Origin of the sequence: Kribbella sp. NPDC050241, assembly GCF_044459685.1 — a bacterium.
Taxonomy (GTDB): Bacteria; Actinomycetota; Actinomycetes; order Propionibacteriales; family Kribbellaceae; genus Kribbella.
In genome coordinates this window covers 639,529-661,772 of record NZ_JBITJE010000002.1, presented here as the reverse complement: position 1 = coordinate 661,772, position 22,244 = coordinate 639,529, and the positions used below count along the sequence as shown (strand labels likewise).

Sequence of the window (22,244 nt, the reverse complement as noted above, 5' to 3'; positions counted from 1 at the left end):
GTGGACCAGATCAGCCCAGCCAGCCTCCCCGGACTGCCCTACGGATAGGGCCAAGAGGGCAGGAACGCCGGACGAAGCCTCCGGAGGCTGCGGCGCCGGGTGGACGTGGTCAGAGTCAGGAATCGCACCTTCGCATCGCGCAGCTCCTTCCACGCAGGAGCGTTCTTCCACCCCGTGGAGCGACACCAGCGCCGAGCTCGAGCCTCGTAAGCGAGAAGCCAGTCCTCAGTCTCGAACGCGCCGGGACTCTCTGCTCGCCGAATAACGGGGTCAACGTCTACTGAGGCTTGCAGGGAAGATGAAGTCCTCCAAGCGTCCAGCAGCAGCAGTTGCGAGAAATTGTCTGTCATTCCCACAATTTCGAGAGCTGCAAATGAGTCTAGCGGCAGACTGAGTCGCCGAAGGATCGCGAGGGCCCACACCACTTCAAAACCATGATCATTTTGCGCATGGCTGCGGCAAATATTGTTCATCTCTCGCTGAATTCCGTCACGATCCAAAGGAAGGCCTACAGATTCCGCAAACAACAGGGTGTCGTGGACATGCGGCAAACAACTGGGCTCAAGAGATGCGGATGTGAGCAGGAGATGTTGATACGCCGACCAGGCGTCGCCAGCAGGGAACGGATTGCATCGCTTTATGGCGTAGCTGATAGCGCCGGCGTTCGGGTGTTCGCTGGCAATCTCAAACGCAATGGTGAATAGGTCAATGATATCGCCTGCTAGGTGCTGTGTTCTATCGTCACGGTAACGCGCTTGGCGCAACCGGATGAGCCAACTATTGTCATGCAGCTTAACGCCGGGGGTAATCAATGTCTTTAGAGGGTTTAGCGACAACTCATACTCGGCCAGCAGCCGCTCATAAGTTCCCAGTACTAGTTCTGCCTCTCCGAGCGAGGTAGCATAGAAGGTCAGGTCATCGAACCACCGGTATGCACGGTTGACCACCGAGGGAACCATACGGCATAGATCCCCGTCGACCCTGGCCATCAGAATTTCTCCGATCAGCCATGACGTGTCAGGACCAATGCAGATTCCGGAGGTTTGCCCCTCACTCTGATTGCGAAGGGCTTTATCGATTTTTGCTCCGATAGACCCGCCACGGAACCGATCTCTTTTGGCGACCTTCTTACCTCGAATAGCCCAGTCAACCGCGTGAGTGTAGATACTGGGGTAAAATTCACTGACGTCCGTTTGGAGTGTATACTTTGCCCCATGGGTTAGGCGCACGCGCTCAAATCGGTCATTGCTTCCCGAGAAGCGCAGAGACCTGAGGTCGCCGCGAGTGGCCCTATATGGACGACTCGCTGAAATGGGACTTCGCGCCGTGAGGGTCCGCAACTTCGTCCAATTGTTGGCGCAGAGGTCCACCAACTCCAAGTGCGCAAAGGGATTCGGCGTCGCGAGCGCACGGCGCAACCCACCTGCTCGAGCAAGGCTGAACCTCGTCGCGCCACTCGGCCGCGTAGGCCGCGGCACGGACAACTTGGAGGACACGTGCCCCAAGGTTGCGGACGAGAACACCGGTGGCACCTCTTTGGGCAGGTATCCTTTGGCGACAGCAATCCGGAGGTCCATCCGCAGATCATGCCCGACTTGGGAAATTTGAGCCACACTCGCGACTGCATGTTTGTTCGCAGCCTCGCGCCACACTGAAAGTCTCAGATCCGGCAGGTGGGGTCAGAAGCTTCGGCCGACAGCGGCATCAGGCAGTGTCGAACGACGTCGGACGGCAGGTCCGCATGTACCGCAGTCTGTGGCGCCATTGGCCGACCTGCATTGCGGCGTCGGTCAGGACCTCGACCGGGTGGCTGCGAAGGCCAGCTTCCTAAACCCTGCGTCGCAGGTTCGAATCCTGCCGGGGCACCGACCAAATGCGCAGGTCACGAGCATATGATTTAGGCCAGCAGTTCGATCACCCACACCGCGTGGGGCCATTCGTGGTGCGAAGGACTGACTACTAGAGTCATCTGCAGTACTTGTCGTCGCGCCCAGCCGGCGCGGAAGGGAAGGGTCTGTGCGGATTACGAGGCTCCGTGCCACGAACTTCCGCGGGTGGGATGCACTGGATCTTCGACCCAAAGGCCATGTTCTCGTGGTGGGTGAGCCGCGTGCGGGTCGCACCGATCTCGTACTGGCGCTGACCCGCGTCCTGGACCCGCGTTCCACCCGATCTCAGCCGTCGGTTGCCGACATCCACCAGCAGGTCGCGCGGCAGAGCAACCTGGCGAGCAAAACGGGAACCGCGGAACCTGGCGGAACCAACGACACGAAGCAGACTCCTGACGAGGTTCCCGCTCCAGCACTTCCCACGGTCGCACCGCCTGTCGCATCGGTGAGACACGCCGATTTCGGCGAGGTAGAGGTGACGCTGGCCGACCTGGATGTTGATCTCGAGCAGGAGGCGGACGGTGTCCTCGAGCCGCTGCTGCCCGACGGGACGGTCGATGAGTCTGGGAACGCCAATAGGTCGGCACCTCTTGGTTTGCGCCTCGCATATCGGGTCACCTACGACGCCGCGACCGACGCGCTCGAGCACCGGGTGTACTACCCGGTGTTGAGCGAGCCGACCTCGGACAAGTACGTGCGAGTGCCGACTGCTGTCCGGCTCATGATCCCGGTGGTATTCCTAGATGCCGCACGACCCCTGCAGCTGCGCGCGGAAGGTCTCTTGCGCCGGCTCGTCGCCGGTCATGGCCCCGAGGCTGCAACGACGGCACTCCGTGCGCTGGAAGCCCAGATCGTCGCGGCCGCCGGCGCGCTGTCCGGAACCCCGGTGATCTCGACCGTGCTGAACGCGGTGCTGAGCGACACCGGTCCCGCGCGTCGGATCGGCGACCGACCCGTGTCCGCAACCGACGTGCAGTTTCTGCCCGAAGACGGCTCGCTCGCGGGCCTGCTCCGAGCTCTACAACCGGTGATGACTCTCGATCAGGCCGGACCGTTGCCTCTGGGTAATCACGGGTCGACGACCTCGGCGGTCCTGGCGGCCGCAGAGGCGCTCATCATGGCCTCCTCCACCCAAGGCGCGCTGATCGTCGGAGACGACCTCGGCGAAGGGCTCGACGGCCCGGCAACAGAGCACCTGGCCGGCGCGCTCCGGGCCGGGTCCGCGCAGGTCTGGCTGACCACGCGCCGCGCAGATGCTGCCCGGGCCTTCGAGGTCGGGGAGATCGTGCGCCTGACCCGGCACACCGGTGTCCGCGCCGTGCACGTCGTCGATCCGCCTGCGGACCGCAAGGAGGCTGCCGTCCACCGGCACGTCCAGGGCCAGCTCCTGCCCGCGCTCACGGCCACCACAGTAGTGATCTGTGAGGGCCGGCATGACCTTGTCGCCTTCAGTGCCGCCGACCGTCGTCGTGCTGCGCCCGAACTCCCCCTGGCTGCCTATGGCGTCCGGATCGTCTCTGCCGACACGGGGTCCGGCGGCGGCACGACGCAGATCCCTCGGGTGGCGAATTTGGCCAAGCAGCTCGGTTATCGCGTCGTCGCGCTCATCGACGGAGACCCAGAGAAAACCTCTGCGGACAAGGTGCAGGAGATCGAGGACGCGTGCGACGTGGTCGTCCGGCTGCCCGACAGCATGGCAATCGAGCGTGCCATCCTCACCGGTGCGACCACCGCCCAACTTCGGACTGCGTCCGCCATCTTCGCGGAGTTCGGCCAGCCTGACCCGACCGCCGGCAAGCAGGACAGCGAAGTGGCAAAGGCGGTCATGAAGGCGTTGCACGGCAACGGGTTGCACGAGCAGTTCCTCGTCGCGCTCTGTGCCGCGGCTGGCGCCCTCCCGCCGGTGCTCAACGGCGCGCTGATCGTCGTCGCGCTCGCTAGCGCTCCAGGGTACTCAGGGCTGAAGCGCATCAATATGACCGACCCGACCGCGACGGTCTAGAGGCCCTGCGTGGCGTACATGCCCTCGGCCGAGCAGCGGGCGGTCATCACCTCCAAGAACCCGGTGGTGATCGTCATCGGCGGAGCGGGCGCCGGCAAGACCACAACCGCTGCGGCAGCGGCCGCCCACCGGCTGGCCGAAATCGACCATCGCAGGACGGAAGCTCGCGCGGCCACACCGCCGGGCACCCCTGCAGTACTTCCGCGCCGCAAGCGTGTGCTGTTCGTGTCGTTCTCCCGCACGGCCGTCAGCCAGATCCTCGACCGGTCCGCCGACGTCCTGGGGTCGTTGCGTGACCGCGTCGATGTGGTCACCTTCCACGGCCTCGCCTGGCGGATCCTCAACGACTTCGGACGGTTCTACGGCCACCCGCATCCGCTGCGGGTGCAGTCACGCGCCGAGTCCGAACTGTCCGCCACGTTCCCCGGCATGAGCTACGACGAGTTAGTCCCTGCCGCATCCTTACTCCTGGCCGTGCCGACGGTCCGGGACTATTACGATCGTCGCTACGGGACCGTGATCTGCGACGAGTTCCAGGACACGAGCAACGCGGAATGGGCCTTCGTCCAGACCGTTGCGCCCAGCGCACAGCGCATCCTGCTCGGCGACCCGAATCAGTGCATCTACGCCGGCATGAAGAATATCGACCCTGAGGCACGGATCGCCGAAGCGTCTGTGCTTGCCGGTGCGGTGAGAATCGATCTGCCGCCCCAAAGCTTCCGGGACCCCTCCGGTGTCCTCCCGGCCGCCGCATTTGCAGCGCTCGGACGCCGGTTCAATGACCCGGCGATCGCCCACGCCGTCGCCACCGCGAGGATCGTCCTGCACCTCGCCCCGGCCGCGAACCCTGCTGAGGCCGCTTCCCAAGTCATCGCCGCAGAGCGCGCCGCTGGCAAGACTGTTAGCGTCTTCACTCACACGCACGCCGCCACCGCCGAACTGTCGACCGCGCTCTCGGAAGCTGGGATGGACCACGAGCAAGTTGGTTTTACCGAGGCGTTCGGCGACGGCCTGCAGGCGCAATTCACCCTGCTGCGCTGGGCTTTCGCCGGCCAGGCCGGTGCGCGGGAAGCTCTTGCGGTCTACATGCGCTCGATCGGGCGCGGTGTCGCCGAGAAGAGAATCGCGGAGGCGATCCTGAGCAAGACCAATCCCGTCATCGAGGCGGAACTTACGACGATCGCGCGGGAACTCCAGGCCACAGCGAAGGAGCCGCCCAACGTCGACCAGCTCCTCGTCATCCTCGCCGGGACACACCAGCGTCTGGGTTTCCCGCGGGGAGAAGATACCTGGCTGCGCTCCAACGGGCAGCTTCGCCGCGCCGCACGTCTGCTCGAGCGCGGCGGGTCGCTGGAGGCCGTGACCAGGTCGGTCGAGGAACTCCGTGTGGGCACACTCGTCGGGTCGCGCTCGGACCGCCCCAAATCCGTACAGGTCATGAACCTGCACCAGACCAAGGGTCGTGAAGCCGACGCAACGGTGCTGCTGTTCCAACCCGACGAGTTCCACGGCTACGAAGACGAGCCGTATCCAACGGGTTCGCGGTTGTTGTACGTGTGCCTCACCCGTGCGCGCGAGCGCGCCCACATTGTCGTACCCGACGCCATCCCTGGCCTCCACCGGCTGTGGCTGCCGTTCATCAACGCCTGCATCATCGCCCAAGTGACGTAAGTCGTGCCGACAGCTGCATGACGCGAGTGGGTGCGCGCACAACGTCGGCCTTGACCGCGACCAAGGCGTTGAGCTTTGAGCGGGGGAGCCGGAGCGCCTGCCGGAATCGAACCGACGACCTTCTCATTACGAGGAAGAACTACACCGTCGCATCTGCTCTCTACCAGCGCTTCTAGCAACACGGCCGTCCCCAGCGAGCGCGAGATTCCCCATGGGTATCCGTCGTTTCGTGCCACGAGTCATGCCATGCATCTCGACACCCGCGGTCGCGGCGCCTGCCTGGTCGGGCCGACTAGATGCGGTGGATGTTGCGATAGCGCGAGCCAGTCCAGCGCGGCGCACTGAATCGCCCCGGGTCTGATGGAGGCTCTCAATCTATGGAGGATGAGAGTTGTGGCAGCACCGAGGAAGTACGGCGACGAGTTGCGTGAGCGGCCACTCGGATGGTGGTGGATGCGCGGAAGGATCCGGCGACGAGAGCGGGGGCGATCCCGCGGATCGCGGAGCAGCTTGGTGTGCACCGTGAGACATTGCGTGGGTGGGTCCGGCAGGCCGAGATCGACGAGGGGACGCGTGCGGGGACCACCACCAGCGACGCGGAGCGGATCGCGGAGTTGGAGCGGGAGAACCGTGAGCTTCGGCGGGCCAACGAGATTCTCAAGACGGCGTCGGCTTTTTTCGCGGCGGCGGAGCTCGACCGCAAGATCAAGTAGCCCAGGTTCCGGTGGCGGTGCTGGTCGAGTTCATCGACCGGCACCGCGACCGGTTCGGGGTCGAGCCGATCTGCAAGGTCCTGGCCGCTGCTGGGATCAAGATTGCCCCGAGCACCTACTACGCCGCCAAGAGCAGGCCGCCGTCTGCCCGGGCGGTCAGGGACGCCGAGCTGGTCTCGGTGATCTGCCAAGTACACAAGGACAACCTGGGTGTTTACGGTGCGCGGAAGGTCCACGCCGAGCTGAACCGTGGCGGCATCGAAGTCGCCCCGTGCACCGTCGAGCGACTGATGCGCGCCGAGGGCCTGCAGGGCATCAGGCGGGACAAGACCCGCAAGACCACCCAGGCCGAGGGTGCTGAGACACCGCGGCCCGCCGACCTCGTCGAACGGCAGTTCGTCGCCGAAGCTCCCAACCAGCTGTGGGTGGCGGACCTGACCTACATCCGCGCCCACTCCGGGTGGGTCTACGCCGCGTTCGTCATCGACGTGTTCTCCCGCCTGGTGGTGGGCTGGCAGGTCTCGACCAGCCTGCGCACCAACCTGGCCCTGGACGCCCTCGACATGGGACTGTGGGCCCGGCAGCGAGCCGGCCACGACCTCACCGGGCTGATCCATCACAGCGACCGCGGCGTGCAATACCGAGCTGTCCGCTACACCGAGCGGCTCGCCGAGGCCGACGCCGTCGCAAGCATCGGCAGCAAGGTTGACAGCTACGACAACGCGATGGCCGAGGCGTTCAACTCACTGGTCAAGGCCGAGCTGATCCGCAACCCCGTCACCCGTCCGATCGGCGGCTGGAAGAGCGTGGCCGACGTCGAGATCGCCGCCGCCGAATACGTCGACTGGTTCAACCACCGACGCCTGCACGGCGAGATCGGACACATCCCACCCACCGAGTTCGAAGCCAACCACTACAGTGGAATCCCCGTCCTCACCGAGGCCGGAACCAAGTAAACGAGCCTCCACGAAACCCGGGGCGATTCACACGTCAAGAGTCGGCTTGCCGATGCCGCAGGCGCTCTTGATATGGGTCATGCTAGCCGTACGATCGAGTGACCGGGGGCGGGGCTAACGGCGGTCAAACGCGAGCACGGCGACTCATGGCGGATGGGATCGCGTTGGTGGCGAAGCGTCCTGTTGCTGTGCTCCGGCGGAGTTAACGAGCCGCTCATTTGCGCCAGGATCCGCCCGTAGGTTTCTCGGGCATGTGCGATGGGTGCCCGAGCTGACGGTCTGCGGCGAGGGCAAACCAGTTGATCCACCGGTCAACGAACTCCGTGGGGTCGGCACGATCAAGCTCTTCGAACGGCCAGGCCACTTGTTCCGTGGCCATGCCGGGACCGACAGCGCCCGCGGCCTCACGCGGCTCGAGCGCGTAGGGCACAGCCGAACGAGCCCGCTGTACTAGGACATCCATGAACGCGGTCTCATACCAGGCGAAGCGGTCAGCTTCCTGAGCATCGCAGAACCACAGCGAGTGCGACCGGCCCTCGTAGCCGCTCGAACTCGGCTTGGACATGGTGACCGTGATCGCCGCAGATGAGATGGCTGTGAACGGTCCGTCCCAGTCCGCAGGCTTCGGGTTGCTCATTACGATCCGAGCCCCGCGCAGCGTCGCTACGAAGCCCGTGGTTCCCCGCACGCCGCCACGCTCGATTGTCGCTAAAGGCGCGTTGAGCGCGATTGCTTCGATGAGTGGTTCAACGATGGCTCCGATGCTCTGCGCGGCAACCTCGAAGGGTTGATGTCGTGCCGCCTGCCGCTCAACCTTGGCGACCGCGGCGGCGTGCTCGGCGGATAGGCGTTCGACCTCGGCTTGATTTGCTTGGGCAAGCCTGGCAGCTCCGGGGCTCGATGGCTCAGCACCAGTAGCCGCCAAACGGGCTACCAGACCGGCAGGCGTCGGTCGCGCGGTCGGAGCCTTCCAGAGGCATTCTTCAATCAGGGTGCGGAGTCGCGCGGTTCCTGCTGCGAGGGCGGGTGCATGCTCATGGAGGTGTTGTGTTCTGAAGTCCGGTCCCGGGAACGGAAGCTGCCCGGACAGCAGCTGATACCCGATAACGCCGAAGGCGTACACATCGGTCGCACTCGTTGCCCGTTCAAGCCTCCATTGCTCTGGAGCCGCATACGGCTTGGTCATGGCGTACTTTCGCGTGTCTGCCGCGGTCGTCGCTTCGGCGTAGCGCGCAATCCCAAAGTCGCAAAGACACCAGCAGCCATCAAGCCGAAGAATATTTTGGGGCTTGAGGTCACGGTGAACAATCGCCAGGCCGTCTGCCGCGAGATCGGCTAGCGCCGTCGCGACATCTGTGAGGACCTCAAGGGCTTCGGCGGGATGCAGCGCACCTCTTCCTACCTGGGCGAGATGCTGCGCGAGAGACATGTCGGCCTTCGGCATGACGATGACCCATTGATCTTCGTGCTCACCAGAGTCCAGTACTGGCACTACATTTCGAGCTTGGGCGGCGCTGAGGCTGTCGCCCATCAGGAGCTCGCGCTCGGCGCCCGGGTCCTTCGGTACGAACTTTGCGACAGCCTCGCGTCCCTGGCCGTCCCGCACGATGTACACCTTGCCAAAACCGCTGGCATCGGATACGAGCGGTTCCCCTAATGTCCATGTGCTTGAGCTAAGCGTGATTTCCACGAAGTGACGGTATCCCAGCCAGGCCGGCCCGAAGAGGAGCGCCTGGCCTAGCTCGTCGTGGCCTTGTCCGATATCGTCGCCGGCTACGAGTCAGTCCGCCGTCTGCTCGACCCCCAACCGGTGTCGAATCCGGTCGGGGTTGCTCGCCGGGCTGATCGGGTTGGCGGGCAACGAACTCGTCGCGGCCACCCGTCGTCGTCTTTCCTCGAGTCAACGCACCCACGCCGGCCAGCCGGGCTGGGAACACCACATCGCCGCCGTTGCTGGCGCTGGTTTCTATCTCGTCTATGGAGAGGATGTCTGGCCTCTGCACAGACCCCGCAGTGCCCCAACATGGGACTCCCCTGGCGAGCAATCCGCGCCACCGTCGAGACGGCTACTGGGCTGGGCGAAGGATCAGTGCTACGGGGGCCGTCATGGGCCGTAGGGGTAGTTGATCCCCTCCTCGCGCACTGCGGCCGGCAAAGCAGCCCGGATGTCGAACATACAACTGCTCACCGACCGCATCGCGGCTACGACCACCTGGTGCACGAGATCCTCGTCAGCCTCGACTTCGAGGGACGGCGCAACCACGGAGATCGTCGTCAGTCCATTCTGACCGTGGACAGTGCCGCCCCGTGGAGATGCGTGCGGAAGGGACTGAGGCCGCCGGCGGTGGTAATCCATTCCCCTTCGGCCGTCGAGGGCGTCGAAGGGCTCTCCCGCGTGCAGCTCGGCCAGCGCGCAGACGACCTTGTGGATCCCGCGGTTCTGAGCTGCGTCGGCAGCTCGTCTCAATGTGCTTAGCAGTCCGCTGTTGAGCGTTGGCCAGGCATCTCGAGAATCTGATCCGGGAGGAAATCCGCCTGCGCGACTGTACTTCCTTTCCACGATTGCGGCTGCGACCGCGTTCAGCGTTATCACCCGTACGGCTAGGTTGCCGAGGCTGTGCGCGGCACCGAGCACGAAGTGGCCGGCCAGTTCTGCTTGCGCCCGCGCAACGAGTCGATGGTGGATCGGCTCCCGTCCGGCGCGTGTCTGGCTGAGTCGCTGGACGTCCTGCTCGGCCGTCCACGCGAGGCCCACCTGTTCTCCAATCGCGCCCATGAGGCCATGCAGCTCCAGTATGCGATTCGGCTCACGCGGCGGGGTGCCCTGCCGCGGCTCGATGACGTGCGTGAGACCTCTCCATGTAACGCGGCGACGTATCGGCACCGGATAGGCGTACGACTCAGCCTGTGCACCTTCGTGGCTTAGCTGCTGCCACTCAAGCGCTTCCTGTGCGACATCCTCGTGATCTTCCGCGGGCGGACACGCAGCGATCGCATCGTTGTTCCAACTAAAGCTGGCGGCAAGAACTGCGCTCGTGTACTTGGATCCCATGCGGCAAAGTGTCTCAGGGTCGGCGACAGGCACTCGCTAGCTCAGCCTGGCGACGCGCGATCTGCGCCGGCCGCTCAACAGTTCAGCATGGGAACACTGTGGGAACAAGAGGGTCGATCCGAGTCAACTGGAGTCAAGACCGGCCGAACTGTTAGGCGTGGAGGGGTGCATGTCGGTGGGTGCCTCGGTTTCCTAAACCGTCGGCCCTTGTCTTGCGGCGGGGTGTATGGCTAGTTGGTGCTTCGCCGGCGCAGGAGGAGGGCGAGGACCTGGCGAGCGTTGCGGCGCTGGTCGGGATTAGGTGCGGCGAGTGCGGTGATGGTGGCCAGGGTGATGGTCGTGGTGTAGAGGAGGGTCGCCGCGCCGGTGGCGAGTACGCCGTCGTGGAAAAGCTGGGGGAGTGTCATGGTGTCACCTGGGTTTCAGGTCGGTGTGGCTGGTGGTGACTGTTGTGCCGTGCCAGTGGGGTGTCCGGCGCGGGTTGAGTCGGCTACGGTGCCAGAACACGCAGGTCAGGGGCACGTTCCGGGAAGTCCGCGCGGATCCGGAACGGAGACGGGGGAGTCTGGTGGTCGCTGAGGATAGGCCCGTGTCGTTTCACGACGCGCTGCAGCAATTGTTGGTAGCGGCAGGAAGTCCTACGCAGACGTTGATGGGCTCTTGGGTCGGTGTATCGAACAAGACGGTGAGCGATTGGTTCACCGGAAAGGTGACGGAATCTCGGCTGCCAGGGCGCCTGGACAAGCTCATTCAGCTCCTCGAGGACAGGGCAGTTCAGGTCCCCGGACACCAGCGGAGATCGGTCCAGGAGTGGCGGCGACTTCGATTCCCGCAGGACGGGAAGCCGCTCGCTCGACGGCGCAACCCAGCGCCGATCGTTCCTGAGCCCGCGCCCGCCGTCACGCTGCCGATGCCTCGCTTCTCTGGGGTACCTGCCCGGACAGCACAGTTCATCGGCCGCGAGGACGAATTGGGTCAGCTCCGCGCCGCATTGGAGAGTGGTCACGCGACGGCCGTGACCCAGGTCGTGCATGGTCTGGGTGGCGTCGGCAAGACTGCCACCGTCACCGAGTTCTGCCATCGCCACCGCGCCGACTTCGACGTGGTGCGGTGGGTTCCGGCACACTCCGCTGACGCAGCCTTGGAGAACCTGCGCTCCTTCGCAGAGCTGCTGGGGATTTCGCACACCGATCTGACGCTGGCGGACGTGGTGCCGCTGGTCTGTCAGATCCTTACCGAACGCGCGAAGCGAGTGCTGCTCGTCTTCGACAATGTCGACCAGCCGGGCTGGCTGGAGCACCTGCTGCCAGCCGGGAACTCGATCGCCATCATCATTACCTCGCGCTACCAGCGGTGGAATCTTCACGGCATGCGGACGGTTGCCCTGGGCACGCTCTCCCTGGACGACTCGGTAGAGCTGCTGGTGCAGGCCTCAGGCAACGACGACCGCGCTGGAGCGGAGAGCCTGGCTAGCCACCTGGGCGGGCTGTCGCTGGCGCTGCGGCAGGCCGCTGTCTACTGCCAACGGCAACGGATAAGTTTCAGCGCGTACGAGCGGCTCCTGCACACCAATGCCGCCGAGCTGTATGCCCGGAACCCGGCGCGCCTTCAGCGGGGCATCGGCGCAGACGCTGACTTCACCATCCGGGCGGTCCTAGAGACGTCGCTCGCCGCGGCGACGGAGGAGGGATCCCGGGCCGCGGAGATCCTGCGTATCTCTGCTTACCTGCCAGCGACCAACATCCGCACTGAGCTGTTTCTTCCACCCGTCGCCACCGATGAGGAACTGCTCGCGTTCGGCGACGAGATGGTGATCCGGGAGTCGCTCGCGGCCCTGGAGAGCTTCGCACTGATCGAGCCAGCGGAGACCTCGGACGATGGGATGACCGCGTTCAATGTGCATCGGGTGATCCAGCATCTGTGTCGGGCGACGGCACGGGAGCAGCAGGAATACTCGGAGACCGCGGTACGGCTGGTCCGCCGCGGCGGCTTCGGGAGGGAGTACGTCATCTCGCTGGACGGTGAGATCGTGGTGTGCCTGGAACGCGGCTCGGGCCGCCTGTTGATGAGCCGTACCCGTCGGCCGGGAGTCAGCGTGGAGCTGCTCATGCCGTACCACGCACAGGATGTCCCCACGGCACTGGGCATCGATCAGGAAGAGGTATGGGCGCAGTTCGCCGACCACGTCGTGACGTGGCATGTCGGCGCCACGCCAACGGGCGACGCGGACGGCCCGGTGGTCGGGACCTCGACTGCTGCTCCGGCCTGCTATCCCGCCGAGCCGTCCGACATCCGGCTGGCCGATCCACCAGCGTCCTTCGCCACGTCCTCCGAAGACGGCCATATCAGTCACACCGTGACGCTGCCGGACGGCGGTAAGGTGAGCCTCCTCTGGGAATACGAATACTTCCGTTTGGTCCGGGACGGACGTCCGGACGTGTTCCTCGATCCCGGCTGGTACAGCCGGCGCACCCTCGAGGCGCCGCCGATAGTCGATCCGTCCGGCGAGCATTTGGTGCTGTCGATGTACACGACCAAGCATGTCGACCACGGGTGGCTGGCTGTGACCACGCTTAGCGCCCTACTAGGCGCCCAGCCCGATGAGACCGTAGAGGCACGCCTTCTTCACCCCAACGGCGCTCCCGACTTCGAGGACGAGGCCGAGGACGAGAGATCCTGGGCTGCGGTCACCGACATGCGGTTCAGTCCGGCGGGTGAATGCGTCATGCTCATCGATCGGACCTCGATCCATTGCTGGTCGTGGCCGGAATTCGAGCTCCGATGGCGCATCACTCGACCGGAACTGTGCGTGACCGTGCGGTCGACCTCGCTGGGCCGGGCGGTCACCCGGGCACGGGCCCTGCGGCAGTCCGAGATCGATCGCCTCGTGCTGGACGACGGCGCGATCGTCGACGTGCGCTCTGACGATCTCCGCACTCGGCACGTAGGAATTGCCGAATCCGTTCTGGCACTGTCACCAGCGGACGGCTCGCTGCTCACCGCTACCGGCATCACCCGGCCGGACCTGACCGGTCGCACTCCCATTGCACCTCCGATCACGATCGCCTCAGCGGCTGGCCTCATGGACGGCTCCTTCCTGTGTCTCGACCCGGAAGGTGTGTTGATCTGGCTGGCCGCCGATGGGACGACGGAGTCCACCTTCAATACCAAGCGCCCCGGCGCGCGCATCCTTGCAGCCCATCCCTACGGGCGAGCCCTCGCGCTAACCGACGACGCTAGGGTGGTGACCCTGTACACGGTCGAAGCCGACGCAGTGCGCCTGATCGCCAAGTGGGATCCGCACCGGCCGACCCCGCTGGGCGCACTGCGACAGATGCGCGCCGACCTGCGACGGATGCGCGCCGATTTCGGCATGACAGCCGCGGCGTTCGTCTCTCCGAACGAGTTGGTCACTGGATGGAGCAACGGTCAGATCCGGTTCCCCGAGTGGTACCTGCTCGGTGGCGATGTCGCGGTGACCTCGCTGGCCTACGAAGCCGACACGGTCGTCACCGGATTCGCCAACGGAACAGTCAGGGCATGGGCGAGTCGGCAGACCTACCGCGGGAAACTCTTCTCCGGCGCGGTCACCCATGTGCTACCCCGGATCGGCCAGCGCCGGTTCACCGCCATCTCAGCAGACGGTGACGTCGCCACAGTCACGTGGCACTGACCGGGTGTCCCAAATGACAGCGAGCGCGAGTACGAGGCGGCGGTCTGCGATAGCAACTGAGCCGCCAGCGGCAGTCTGCCGCGCTTCAGAGCGCAAACCCCGTCGCACGAACTCGCTCGCCTACCAGACACGGCACCAAAACAAGCCATCGCTTTACAAGTTGCACGCTCCGTCCAGATCACACTGTCTGAGGCTTGGATTAGTGCATATTCGAGCGTCTGGGCTGCCTGTCTTGGCATGTTAGGGCTCGGGTTCATTGACAGTGCCATTGACAGAGCGGCGGGTCAACCTCGCTCTCCTGTCGATCCTGGTTCCCGCGGCGACCCACCGACGGCACAGGCTCGTCGGTTCTGATGGCGAAGCCCACTGGCATCGGACATGGAAATCTAGGACGACGTCGGGACTGGATTTCTCGTCCTCATCTGAACCATGAACAACCCGCGTGCACTGCCGACGACGAGCGTTCTGTTGGGACCGATCGTGACGCTGCTGACGGCGACCCCGGTCCCGATCTCGACGAGGGCTGCGTGAGGTTCGAGCGTCCAGACTCGCACTGTCGCGTCGTCGCCACCGGTGACGGCAATCGGCCGGCCGTCCAGGTGCCCGACCGCAACCGCAGACACGCGCGCAGTGTGGCCGTTCAGCGGCTCGCCGAGCTGACGGCCGGTGCGCAGATCCCACACCCGCACAGTTGCGTCGGCGCCGCCGGTCACGGCGATCGGCCGACCGTCCAGGTCCCCGACCGCAACCGCAGACACGACCCCGGTATGGCCCTTCAGAGGACGCCTGCGCTTGCGGCCGGTGCGCAGGTCCCATACCACTGCTAAGTCCGCGCCGCCGGTGACGGCAATCGGCCGACCGTCCAGGTCCCCGACCACAACCGCAGACATGGGCCTGTCACCCTCCAGTGGCTCGCGGAGCTGACGGCGGGTGCGCAGATCCCACACCCGCACCAAGTCCTCGCTGCCGCAGGTGATCGCAGTCGGCCGACCGTCCAGGTCCCCGACCGCAACCGCGCGCACCAGCCCGGTCCTGCCCCGTAGCGGCTCCCCGAGCTGACGGCGGGTGCGCAGATCCCACAAACGCATCTCTCGGTCGTCGCCAGCCGTGACGGCGATCGGCCGACTGCGCAGGTCCCCGACCGCAACCGCAGACACCTGTGCGGTGCGGCCGTGCAGTGGCTCGCCGAGCTGACGCCCGGTACGCAGCTCCCACACTCGCATCTTCCCGTCGCCGTCGGCCGTGACGGCGATCGGCTGACCGTCCAGGTCCCCGACTGCAGCGGCGCGCACCAAGCCAGCCTGCTCCTCCCCACTCCTGGCCTGCTGAGTGCGGGTGCGCAGATCCCACACGCGCACCGTCTGGTCCGTGCTGCCGGTGACTGCGATCGGCCGGCCCTCCTGATCCGCGACCGCAACCGCCCGCACCGGCCCAACGTGTCCCACCAGCGTCTCGCCGAGCTGCTGGCGGGTGCGCAGATCCCACACCCGCACGGCTGCGTCGTGGCTGCCCGTGACCGCGATCGGCTGACCGGCCAGGTCCCCGACGGCAACCGCAGACACGGGCCCGGTGTAGGTCATCAGGGTCGCGCCAAGCTGACGGCGGGTGCGCAGATCCCACACGCGCACGGTGTCGTCATCGGCGCCGGTGGTGACGGCGATCGGCAGGCCGTCCAGGTGCCCGACCGCAACCGCAGACACGAGGCCGGTGTGGCCCTTCAGCGGTTCGCCGAGCTGCTGGCGGGTGCGCAGATCCCACACCCGCACAGTTGCGTCGGCGCCGGTGGTGACGGCGATAGGCAGGCCGTCCAGGTCCCCGGCCGCAACTGCAGACACGAGCCCGGTGTGGCCCTTCAGCGGTTCACCGAGCTGACGGCCTGTGCGCAGATCCCATACCCGCACCGTCTGGTCCATGCTGCCGCTGACTGCGATCGGCCTGCCGTCAAGCTCTCCGACCAGAACGGCAAGTACCACCCCTACGTCATCCCGCACCAGCGGCTCGCCGAGCTGACGGCCTGTGCGCAGATCCCACACCCGCATCGTCGCGTCGTAGCTGCCCGTGACCGCGATCGGCCGACCGTCCAGGTCCCCGACCGCAACGACAATTACCAGCTCGGCATGGCCCTTCAGCGGTTCGCCGAGCTGACGGCCTGTGCGCAGATCCCACACTCGCACCGTTGCGTCGAAGCCACCCGTGACCGCGATCGGCAGGCCGTCCACGTCCCCAACAGCGACCCCATAGATCGGCCCGGTGTGGCGTCCGAGAATGAGGTGACGAGCTTCGGATGAGCATTGCGCCCACGGCACTGTCCACGGCATCTCGTAGGGCAGTTCCGAGATGCGATCTCCCAGCGCGGTGGCACCCCGTTGACGGGCTGCAAGTTGTAGTTGCGCAGCCGCCCGCCCAGCGCTCTGGTCGTCTAGCAGGTGCCGGGCCGTCTCATAGGCGGCTGCAGCCAGGTCGGCGGCCGGGTCGGTGACGGAAGATAAGGCTGCGAGCAGCCTCTCTGGGGCGGCAGCGATCAGGAAACCGGGGTCTTGCGCAACCTCGTCCAGCGCACCGCAGTCAGCAGCGTGGGTAGCTAGATGGGTGCGAATGTACGGGTGAGCAGCGAACCACTCGCGGCGGGTCCCGCCAGGCGGGACGGGTACGTGCCCCAGCAATGCGTTGGTGATCGCCTGCTGAGCGCCAGCCTTGTCGCGGGTTGCCCTTAGGTGATTGGCGAGCTCCTGGTGGTACAGCCGGTAAACCGACCGGTCCAGTTCGACCGCTTCCGCGATGTAGGCGCCAACCCGGTCGAGCGCCCAGGCGACATCCCCGTCGGTGTAGTCGTGACCGGCGAGGGCGCTGGCGACGGCCGGCCAAAGCTCGCGGGGCAGCCCCGCTCCTTCGGTCCAGGCCAGCGCGTCGAGCAGGTCATGCACTCTTCCTACCTGGTCGCCGTGGCGGGCAAGATCGCGGTCGAAGGCAGTCCCCACGTCGCGCCAGCGGTGTCTATCGGCCACAACCTGCTGCGCCGTCAGCATATTGGGTGCGGTCGCCAAGGTGCGCGCCGCGATCTGAGCGATCAGAAAGCTAGGCCCGGCGATCGTCGCTACCTGCATACCGACGGCCCCGGCCAGATCCGGATGGCCCCGGTAAGGGGTCGGTGAAGCCGGGTCGTCCTCTGCCAGCAGGATGCTTGTTACGTAGTCGGCGACATCCTCTGCCTTCAGATGCGTCGTGTCGTCCAGGTCAATCTCGACCCGGTCGCGGGGTAAGGCAGCCAATTGTGGCCGGCGGGTCGCCACAATCAGCCGCGGTCCAGTGCCTGTCGCCGTGGCCGCCTGCAACGGATTGATGAGGTTGGCAATGACCTCCAGAGGGTCAGCGGCCTCGTCAAGAGCGTCCAGCACCAGCACAGGAGGTGGTCGACGGTCCCGGAGCACCGCGACCACGTTCGCCCCGCGGGGGCATCCCAGTACGTCGGCGAGTTCGGCGCGGAGGTCTGTGGCGGTTTTGGCTCGGGCCAGCAGAGCCGCGGTGATCGACCCCGGAGGGACCGTGCCAGGCGGAATGTCACCCAGGGGAACCACGGGTGACACCGACGTGGGGCTGGACAGCATCACCAATCGACCCAGTAGAGCGGACTTGCCCGACCCGGGGTCTCCGGTCACGACCCGCAGTCGGGTGTCGGCGACCGGGTCCGCCAACCACCCGGCCAGCTCGCGCAATGCCAGCCCGCGGCCGGTGAAATACGAGCCGGCCTGAGCCGCCACCTCCACACCGCGGGCCTTGGGCGCCCAATGTGCGGACAACTCCTCCGCCCGGCGCTGCAGCCCAGCCCGGGTCTCCAAGTCCACGCCTGGCGGCGCGTCGGACTGATAGCCGGGGTTCGGAAGGAACGGCGCCAGCCCCGTCGACAGCGTCGCCGGGGTCCAGCTAGCCCGTTGCCGGAAACCCTGTTCTTCGAGGATGGTGTTGATCCGGTCGACCAGTGACTCGAGCCCGATGTAGCGCTGTAGCGCGCCCGTTGACTGCTGGAGATCCCGAGCTGCCTGCACAAACGCGGTCGCGAATGTCGCCTGCTCGGCCTCCTCCCGGCTGCGAGACGCCGTCAAGACCCAGACGCCCTCGTACTTCCCGGTCAGATTCTGCGCAGCCGCCATCCGGGCGCCCACCTCCGCGGCGTTGAACGCGCCCTGTCCGGCATAGCAAGTGTCTAAGATCAGTAGCAAGCGCCGCACCCTCGGCTGGTCACCAAGCGCCTCGACAAGGAAGTCCGCGCGCAGCGCGGTCGCCGGATACTGGCCCTCCAGCGTGTCCGCGGCCAACAAGTAGTGGAAGGTTGCCAGCGAGTCTCCGTGGCCGGAGTAGTAGAACACCGCGACGTCGGAGTCCTGGCGACGCTGGTCATTCAGCCAGCCCGACAGCATCGTCCGCAACTCGGCGCTGGTCGGATCGTGGCGCAGATCGGGAAGCTCCTCGAGATATCCCTGGCCAGTGAAAAACGCCACCATCGTGGCCAGATCCGCAGGCACAGACTCCAGACGGTCCTGACCCTGGGAGTAGTGCTCGGTGCCGGACGCGATTACGAACCGCCGCCAGGAGTTACCGGTCATCGGTCAAGCCCGCCAGGATCGCCCGCCCCGTCTCAGCAGCCGTCAGGTATGGCGACACGTCGTGCGCCTTGCTGCCGTTGTCGACTGAGACGTCCTGAACCCGGTTGCCGAACAAAGGACGCAGTTGCTTGACCAGGGCTACGACATCACCACCGTCAGCGATGTTGGTCCACGACGCCGCCCCGGCCGGGAACTGACCTCGGCCGTTCACCGGCGGCGGACGCAGCCGGTCGAAGACTAGGTTGTGGATGCCCAGCGGGCATCCGAGTGTCACCAGCGCAACCCCGACGTCATTCCGGCCGCACAGCGCCTCATAGGCCACCACCGAACCCAGTGAGTGACCCACCACCACCATGGTGTCGTCGTCCACCAGGTTCGCTACCCGGTCCTGGACTTTCGCACGAACAGCACCGTCGGTGAGGTACAAATGCACCTGCTTGATCAGAGCGATCACCAACCGCTCACCCATGCCAGTGAAGAAGCGGGAGTAGCTCAATGCATTCAGCGCGCGTTGCACCGTCTGTGGCGTGCGGAGCTTGGTCTGCTCGTCGGGGCCGACCACGGATGCATCGGTTGTCGCCGCCTCTCGCCACCACGCCTGCAACAACTCAGTCTCAAACCCGGGTTCGACATCGTGGGCGGCGTACTGCGCCTCGCCTGCTCCCTTCCGTCCGGCCTGACGGAATAGGTCGCCGTAGAAAGCAACCTCGATGTCGGACTCCGCCGGTCGCTGCCCACCGGCCAAGGCGATCCCATCGCGCAGCGCCGGAACCCATACCTGACGCAACACTTCCGGCCCACGAACCTGCTGCCCAATTCCATGCACCGCCACGATCCGAGGCATCGCACCCCCCACGTCTGTGTGCTCGGGCACCTTGCGGATAGTCACCACTATCCCACCGGAGCCCGGCGGCGAGTATGGCGCGACCGGGCAGCGTCGGCGCCAATCGCGCTCCACGTTGCGGGGCTCGTCAGACAGGGTGGTGAACAGCGCCAACGACCACGGGCGTCCCGTTGATGCCAACGGCTCGCGCCGCAACTCGAACGGGCGCATAGATCATTCAAGCGTCTGACCTGCGATCGGCGACCGAGCTAGCGCGACTGCAGGATGAACCCGCGCTGGTTCCAGGGCTCGGACCCTGTGACCTGCCACCACCTGCAGGTCAGAAACTAGTAGGGACCGTGGGAACCGAACCCATAATGCGCGGATTAAAAGTGCGACGGCTGTTATCGACGGTGCTGCATCCCGGTGTAACTCGTGTGCAACTTGCTGTCTGTAGCGTCTCAGCTGGCCTCCGATGACTGCGGTTCATTGACAGAGCCATTGACATGCCATGGACGGCAGGCGGCTGTGGCCTTCACTGGTCGAGCTCGTTGTACTTCCGCAGCCGAACCTCGTACTCGCTCGACGGGATAAGCGATCGGGACCGCCCCGTTCGATTCAACCCCGGCCCGGTGGCGGCTCTAGCAACCCGTCTAGCCAGCGATCCAGATCGCCGCGGCGGATGCGCAGGCCTCCGTTGGGGAGCTTGATGCACGGAGGCGCCTTCCTGGCAGTGCGCCATTCATAGAAGGTCGACCGCGCGATCCTGAGTTCGGCGCAGACCTCCTCGACGGTCAGGTAACCGCGTCTTGTGGGTGGGGACTCGGCCATCCCGCTCCGCCTTCCTTGAAGTCTCCCGGATGTCTTCAAGGCCCAACAATCTGGCCGCGTACCAGCGCCAGCATCGGCTACATCCTGTCGCTTCCCCGTGCCGACGAGCATCACCCGCGGCCGTACAAAACGCTCTCAGACCTCCTCACCGGGCAATCAACGTCGGCATGCCGGCGTTGCCGGGCAAGAGCGCCACCATCGAGCACAATAACGGGATGCCTGACTACAACGACACCGGCTGGGTGGTGGTCTACGACCGCGACGCGAAGGCCGGGAGCTACGAGACCTCCGAAGATGTCCATTCCTGGGACAACGAGGGCAACGCTCTGATCGTCGACCGCAAGACCGGCAGCCTGGTCCTCGCGGCCAAGCGAGAGGGGTTCAAGCGCCTCGAGGAGACCAGCCGCATCGTGGCGGCAATCCCCGCCGCTCCCGGCTGGAACCTCAAGATCTGGGAGAGGGACGCTCCCGACACATCGACCTTCGTCGCGCCGATCGCGGCCTGGCTGGTCACCGCAACCGGCCAGGTCGTTCCCGTCTCCAGCAGCAACGACGACTACCTCGAACCCCTCCACACCCAGCGCAGCCAGATCCATGCACCGGGCGAGTCCACCGACTGACCTGTTCCCAGATCTGTGACGAGACTGTGGGCCGGGTCGTTTGGTCAATATGAGCGAATCGCGGCAAGTACGCCGAGCGCGAGAACGTGCCGAAGCCAAAGCGGCCCGGCGACCGCCACAGCCCACAGTCATGCGCACCATCGAGATCGAGTTGAACCGGTACGTCGAAGACCCAGCCGACTACGTCAGCGATCCCGCCGAGCTCGAGTACGAGCCGGACGAGTACGTGACCTGGAGTGCCGAGTGGTGGCTGAAAGGCTCCTCACAGAGCACCACGGACAGCGACGGAGAGCTGCAGAAACTGGTCGACACCATCACCACGGGCCTGGAGAGGTGGGGCGACCACTACGTGTTCCAGCTCGACTGGAGCCTGCGCGGCGACCCGCCGGACTGCCTGACCCTCGAACAGGCAGTCGAGGAAACTGGCGTGGTCCTGCCGACCCGGCTGCCGGCGAAGTAGAGCCCGGGGTCAGCCAGCGCCGACCGGCCGAGTGGTCCACTCCGCTCGGGCCTGACATTGCGCGCACTTCGGGAAGGCTTTCCTCCTTCGCCGGCTCCCGTGCTGCGGATTAGAAGCCTGCGCGATGGCATGAACTTGGCCATCCCTAGGCGTCAGCAGTGTCTCCGCAGGCACCTCTAGGCAGATCCACCAGCACGATTTGACTCCAGTTCGCGTCACGAACTGTGTCACGGGAGGGCGACGGCAACCGCGGGGTGAGAGTCGCAGCCTGATCAGCATAGTCAGCGTCCCCGATGTCATCCCGCTGCCGGGGCTGGAGCGGCCAAGGCGACCAGCAGAGCGGGACATGAGGATGCTGAGGCCCGAGTGTCGCGGGCTGCGAGTTCACATGTCAGGATCGCTACCGTGCACCTCGAAATGACGCTGATCGACTCCGCTGCCCAATCCGCCCGGTGGGTGCAGAAGCCCTTCGGCAACACCGCCGGTTTCAACCCCAACTGGTGGGTTGGCTCTGCCAAGAGCCCTGTTGTCTGGTGCAGCGTCGCGGACGCAGCAATGGGGGAGGTCGCTCGGGCCCAGGTCAAAACGCGCTCCTTCGTAGGCGTGGCGTACCCCACCCGACGCGTCCCCGTCGGTGGGACGACCGAGATCGATCTCCTTGAGGTACGTGAGGACCTGCGCCGCAGCGGTCGCGGCATCGGGCGGGCCGTCGTCGCCATGCTCGAGGAGGCATTTCCCGGACCGCTGGTTGCGCTGTCGCTGGACGCGACCTCCGACGGCTTCTGGCGACGACTCGGTTGGAACGAACACGACCACGAAGACGCCGCCGACCGCCGCGCCGAGGGCGCGCGGCTGCCAGCCAACCTGTTTGAGTCCATACAGTCCTGGCCGGCGGAGACGCCGGACTGACACAGCCGGCAGCGGCTCAAACTCACAGTCTTGGCTGTCGTAGG

General features: G+C 65.7%; 13 protein-coding genes and 1 pseudogene. 7 read left to right on the top strand and 7 right to left on the bottom strand.

Annotated elements, in window-relative coordinates; genetic code table 11:
- Positions 1-38 precede the first annotated feature (38 nt).
- A complete protein-coding gene (locus ACIBG5_RS10965; RefSeq protein WP_396391358.1) occupies positions 39-947 on the bottom strand; it encodes a hypothetical protein in 909 nt (302 codons plus the stop codon).
- A gap of 1,417 nt (positions 948-2,364) precedes the next feature.
- Between ACIBG5_RS10965 and ACIBG5_RS10960 the strand changes: the two genes are divergently transcribed.
- From ACIBG5_RS10960 to ACIBG5_RS10950, 3 genes and pseudogenes are all read left to right on the top strand, one after another.
- A complete protein-coding gene (locus ACIBG5_RS10960; RefSeq protein WP_396391357.1) occupies positions 2,365-3,891 on the top strand; it encodes a TOPRIM nucleotidyl transferase/hydrolase domain-containing protein in 1,527 nt (508 codons plus the stop codon).
- Between the two features lie 18 nt (positions 3,892-3,909).
- Complete coding sequence (locus ACIBG5_RS10955) at positions 3,910-5,562, top strand: UvrD-helicase domain-containing protein (protein WP_396392035.1); 1,653 nt, start codon at positions 3,910-3,912, stop codon at positions 5,560-5,562.
- A gap of 393 nt (positions 5,563-5,955) precedes the next feature.
- Positions 5,956-7,231: pseudogene (locus ACIBG5_RS10950) on the top strand (IS3 family transposase).
- Positions 7,232-7,445: 214 nt separating this feature from the next.
- Here the strand turns inward: ACIBG5_RS10950 and ACIBG5_RS10945 are convergent.
- The 3 genes from ACIBG5_RS10945 to ACIBG5_RS10935 all read right to left on the bottom strand — a co-directional run bounded on the left by ACIBG5_RS10945 (position 7,446) and on the right by ACIBG5_RS10935 (position 10,690).
- Positions 7,446-8,921 (bottom strand): serine/threonine-protein kinase, encoded by a 1,476-nt coding sequence (locus ACIBG5_RS10945; RefSeq protein WP_396391356.1) that lies wholly within the window; start codon positions 8,919-8,921, stop codon positions 7,446-7,448.
- A gap of 414 nt (positions 8,922-9,335) precedes the next feature.
- Positions 9,336-10,283, bottom strand: a complete 948-nt coding sequence (locus ACIBG5_RS10940; protein WP_396391355.1) for a hypothetical protein — start codon at positions 10,281-10,283, stop codon at positions 9,336-9,338.
- 230 nt (positions 10,284-10,513) lie between these two features.
- Complete coding sequence (locus ACIBG5_RS10935) at positions 10,514-10,690, bottom strand: hypothetical protein (RefSeq protein ID WP_396391354.1); 177 nt, start codon at positions 10,688-10,690, stop codon at positions 10,514-10,516.
- Positions 10,691-10,713: 23 nt separating this feature from the next.
- Between ACIBG5_RS10935 and ACIBG5_RS10930 the strand changes: the two genes are divergently transcribed.
- Complete coding sequence (locus tag ACIBG5_RS10930; RefSeq protein ID WP_396391353.1) at positions 10,714-13,956, top strand: NB-ARC domain-containing protein; 3,243 nt, start codon at positions 10,714-10,716, stop codon at positions 13,954-13,956.
- Positions 13,957-14,342: 386 nt separating this feature from the next.
- On the opposite strand, the gene ACIBG5_RS10925 is transcribed toward ACIBG5_RS10930, so the two are convergent.
- The 3 genes from ACIBG5_RS10925 to ACIBG5_RS10915 form a co-directional block, all read right to left on the bottom strand.
- Positions 14,343-18,557, bottom strand: a complete 4,215-nt coding sequence (locus ACIBG5_RS10925) for a caspase family protein (RefSeq protein ID WP_396391352.1) — start codon at positions 18,555-18,557, stop codon at positions 14,343-14,345.
- Positions 18,547-19,611, bottom strand: coding sequence for a hypothetical protein (locus ACIBG5_RS10920; RefSeq protein WP_396391351.1), 1,065 nt, complete (start codon positions 19,609-19,611; stop codon positions 18,547-18,549). Before ACIBG5_RS10920 ends, ACIBG5_RS10925 begins: the two co-directional genes overlap by 11 nt.
- A gap of 387 nt (positions 19,612-19,998) precedes the next feature.
- A complete protein-coding gene (locus tag ACIBG5_RS10915; RefSeq protein WP_396391350.1) occupies positions 19,999-20,211 on the bottom strand; it encodes a helix-turn-helix transcriptional regulator in 213 nt (70 codons plus the stop codon).
- 215 nt (positions 20,212-20,426) lie between these two features.
- On the opposite strand from ACIBG5_RS10915, the gene ACIBG5_RS10910 reads away from it, so the two are divergent.
- The 3 genes from ACIBG5_RS10910 (at position 20,427) to ACIBG5_RS10900 (ending at position 22,200) form a co-directional block, all read left to right on the top strand.
- Positions 20,427-20,831 (top strand): hypothetical protein, encoded by a 405-nt coding sequence (locus ACIBG5_RS10910; protein WP_396391349.1) that lies wholly within the window; start codon positions 20,427-20,429, stop codon positions 20,829-20,831.
- A 130-nt stretch (positions 20,832-20,961) separates the two neighbouring features.
- Positions 20,962-21,291 (top strand): hypothetical protein, encoded by a 330-nt coding sequence (locus ACIBG5_RS10905; protein WP_396391348.1) that lies wholly within the window; start codon positions 20,962-20,964, stop codon positions 21,289-21,291.
- A gap of 417 nt (positions 21,292-21,708) precedes the next feature.
- The gene (locus ACIBG5_RS10900; RefSeq protein WP_396391347.1) at positions 21,709-22,200 is read left to right on the top strand and encodes a hypothetical protein; all 492 of its coding nucleotides are present in this window, start codon (positions 21,709-21,711) and stop codon (positions 22,198-22,200) included.
- The last annotated feature ends 44 nt before the right edge of the window (positions 22,201-22,244 follow it).